Origin of the sequence: Peptoniphilus asaccharolyticus DSM 20463 (assembly GCF_900176115.1) — a bacterium.
In the GTDB taxonomy this organism is placed as follows: Bacteria; Bacillota; Clostridia; order Tissierellales; family Peptoniphilaceae; genus Peptoniphilus; species Peptoniphilus asaccharolyticus.
Genome location: NZ_FWWR01000002.1, coordinates 1 through 3,572, shown reverse-complemented (window position 1 = coordinate 3,572; position 3,572 = coordinate 1). Strand labels below are relative to the sequence as shown.

4 protein-coding genes and 1 pseudogene are annotated in these 3,572 nt (G+C 31.5%); 3 read left to right on the top strand and 2 right to left on the bottom strand.

All coding sequences use genetic code 11. The features are described 5' to 3' along the window. Both B8869_RS12550 and B8869_RS00035 read left to right on the top strand, forming a co-directional pair. On the top strand, positions 1 to 200 hold a 200-nt coding region (locus B8869_RS12550; protein WP_144017908.1), incomplete at its 5' end, for a transposase. Further along, positions 113 to 601, top strand: a complete 489-nt coding sequence (locus B8869_RS00035) for a transposase (protein WP_084229717.1) — start codon at positions 113 to 115, stop codon at positions 599 to 601. The genes B8869_RS12550 and B8869_RS00035, both read left to right, overlap by 88 nt. A gap of 189 nt (positions 602 to 790) precedes the next feature. Here B8869_RS00035 and gltS read toward each other — a convergent pair whose 3' ends face one another. Next, the gene (gene gltS / locus B8869_RS00030; protein ID WP_084229716.1) at positions 791 to 2,020 is read right to left on the bottom strand and encodes a sodium/glutamate symporter; all 1,230 of its coding nucleotides are present in this window, start codon (positions 2,018 to 2,020) and stop codon (positions 791 to 793) included. A 441-nt stretch (positions 2,021 to 2,461) separates the two neighbouring features. On the opposite strand from gltS, the gene murI reads away from it, so the two are divergent. After that, complete coding sequence (gene murI, locus B8869_RS00025; protein ID WP_084229715.1) at positions 2,462 to 3,274, top strand: glutamate racemase; 813 nt, start codon at positions 2,462 to 2,464, stop codon at positions 3,272 to 3,274. Positions 3,275 to 3,368: 94 nt separating this feature from the next. On the opposite strand, the pseudogene B8869_RS11840 reads toward murI, so the two are convergent. Further along, positions 3,369 to 3,572, bottom strand: a pseudogene (locus B8869_RS11840) (IS3 family transposase); the annotation flags it as partial.

Genomic DNA, 3,572 nt, shown 5'->3' with positions numbered 1-3,572 from the left:
GAAATGTTAAATTTTTTGTAAGTGATATGTCTAAAGCATTTAAATCAGTTAAGAAATCATTCTTTAAAAACGCAATACATATCATAGATAGGTACCACTTCATAAGACAAGTATCCTGGGCATTAGAAATGTTAGAAAGAGAATACAAAAGGATGTATCATCAAAGCTTAGGAAATATTTTAAAAGAAGTAAGAGTTTAATTACAAAACCTGCCTCTAAGCTAACTTCAGAACAAGCTAATGAAGTATCACTTATGATTGAACTTAACAAGGAATTAAAAGAAGCATACAAGTTAAAAGAATTGTTCTACTGTGTGCCCTGTGGGTACCAGTATGTACTTAGTCAGCCAAACAAAACTAGAGCTAAAAAAGCTTTAAGAGAATGGATAAAAAGAGCAGATGAATCAAAATTAAAAGAATTTAAATCTTGTATCACTTCTTTTAATAACTGGTTTGAAGAAATATGTAATTCATTTGATTACTCTTGGTCAAATGGACCTCTTGAAGGAACTCATACAAAGATAAAAACATTAAAAAGAAATTGTTTTGGTATGAGAAATTTTGACTTGTTTAGAAAAAGAATTATGTTTTCATGTAAGTAGAGATTAGGAAAACGGGAAAATTCGCAAAACCCCTAGGGGTTTTATTTGCTATGCTTATTTTTAGTTGTTTTTTGCTATTTTAGTTTTGATATCTTTATTAGCGTCTATGTGCCCATTTTTACATAAAGAAAGAGACTCGAGTTAACGAGTCTCCCCAATATTTGACATAGAGCCTAATTATCTAATATCTTAGAATTGGATTTGTGCAAATCCTGTTATGATAAGAACATTTATAATGTCTATTGCAAAAGCTCCTACCATAGGTAGTATAAAGTATGCTTTTGGTGCTGGACCATATTCTTCTTTGATAGAGTCCATGTTTGCAAGTGCGTTGTAAGTAGCACCCATACCGAATCCACACATACCACCAGCAAGAACTGCCGCATCATAGTCTCTACCCATAACGATAAAGCATACGAAGTAAGCAAATAGTGTCATTAATACTGTTTGTGCGAATAGGATGATAAGCATTGGTCCTGCAACAGCCTTTAATTGAGTTAAATCAAGAGTAATAAGAGCTATTACAAGGAAAATGTTAAGTCCGATATCTCCACAGATGTCGTTTGCTCTTTGATCAATTGCAAATGTTTCTTGTTTTCCAAGAGTGTTTACAAAGATTCCAGCAAAGATCATAGCTGCAACGTATTCTGGTAAGTTAAGTGGTGTTCCTGCTATTGAAATATGTTCAGCAAGGAAATTCTTTAGGATAGCTCCTAAACCTACTGAAATAAATATTACACAAAGAACTTTTAAGAACTCTCCTGAAGTTAGGTGAGGTTTAGCAACAACTTTACTTTCTGTTCCTTCAACTTCTTCAGTCATAAATTCTTTACTTGGTTTTAAGTTATGTTTTTTAATTAGGGCTGAACCAACAGGTCCTCCGATAAGTGAACCCATGATAACACCGAATGTTGCCGCAGCAAGAGCTACAACTTCACCGGCAGGTAGACCCATTTCTTCAAGAGTTGGTCCCCAAGCACCAGCTGTTCCGTGTCCACCAACCATTGTTATAGAACCACAAGCAAGACCTAATAGAGAGTTTTGTCCTATTACCTTTGCAAGTCCCATACCAATGATGTTTTGTCCTACAACTAATACTGTAGAAATAAGTAAGAAGATTAAGAATCCTTTACCACCCTTTTTAAGAGTTTCAATGTTCGCACCTAAACCTATTGTAGTAAAGAATACCATCATGAAAGGAGCTTTCAATGTAGTATCCATTTCAAATGTTGCGATTCCGCCAACTTTAAGTAATAAATGAATAAGAGCAAATAAGAAACCACCGATAACTGGTGCTGGGATACAGAATCTTTCAAAGAATCCCACTTTTTTTCTTAAGAATTTACCAACGTATAACATAACAATAGCAATAGCTGTTGTTTGCATCATATTGGTTTGAATTGTTAATAAACCGTCCATTAATGAACTACCTCCTTATTGTTTTTAATAGCATTAAAAACATTATGTATAATTTATAATTACTACCGTAACGTATTATATCAAAACGTTTTCTATAGTTCAACTAATAAACGTCAAAATTAACAGATAATTAACGATATATGCTATAGTTTTAACATGATACTCCATAAGTTTTATAAATTAGACACTATATTTACCGTTTTATGTTTATTATTTATGCTTGTTAAAAGAAATTTTTTATTTGACAGATTTATTAAATAAGTGTAAAATAAATATGATATAATTAAGTTTCAGAGTTAAGTTATAACTAGATATTTTCATGCTCATATTAACGTGAATATGAGCATTTATATATGAGTAATAAATTTTTACATATGTTGAATTTAATTTTAAATGAATTAAATCTTAAATTCAATGCTATGTTTTAGAAGGAATGTTAATATGTGTAATAAAGAAAACCCTATAGGTATCTTTGATAGCGGAATAGGTGGGCTTTCAATCTTAGAAGAGCTTATTAAAGAGCTACCTAATGAATCTTATGAATACATTGGTGATACTCTAAGAATGCCTTATGGCACAAGGAGTCCTGAAGAAATTTCAGCATTCACTTGTGAATGTTTGAATTTTCTTAAAGAAAAGAATATTAAAGCTGCCGTCTTAGCTTGCAACACCGCTACATGCTATGCAATTGAAGATGCTCGAAAACTATTTAACTTCCCTATTTTAGGAGTAGTTGAACCAGCTTGCGAGTATGCTGCTGAGGTGTCTAAGAATAAAAAAATAGCTCTTATAGCCACCGAGAGTACCGTTAAATCTGAAGTGTATAACCGCACTCTAAAGAGCATGGACTCAGAGATTGATATAAGAGGTGTTGGCGCTCCAGATCTTGTTATTGCTATTGAAAATGGTTTGCTTCAAGGTGAAGATCTGGAAAATATTATAAAAAGATATCTAAACGAATTAGGCGATTTTAAATATGATACTCTTATTTTGGGTTGCACGCACTTTGCTTTAGTAACTAAGACATTTAAAAAAATATTTGAAGAAGCTAATATTGATATTTCATTTGTAAATCCAGCTAAAGGTACAGCACTAAATTTGAAAAAGCTATTACAAGAAAACCTTCTTTCTGAAGATGAAAATAAATCAACTTTAAATTTTTATGCAACTAAAGATATAAAGCATTTTGAAGAAAATGTATTTAATGTTGTAGGAGATAATATAACTGATTCTTTCACTGAAATCAAATTCTAAATTTAATTACAATACTAATTCAAAAGCACCTTAGAACTGATGTGTACCCATAAAACTGGACACAATATTTAATTAATTATTAGTGGATGCTAACCTATATTTTGTAGGTGGCATCCATTTTGTTTTTGTATTGAATCCTTTCGTTGTTGTAATAGTAAATATATTCCTCTATTGCTTTTGAAAATTCTTCAAAAGAGCTATAACTCTTTCATACCATAATAATTCATTTTTAATCTTCCAAAGAATGTCTCCATTATGGAGTTATCATAGCAATTACCTTTTCTTGACATTGATTGTC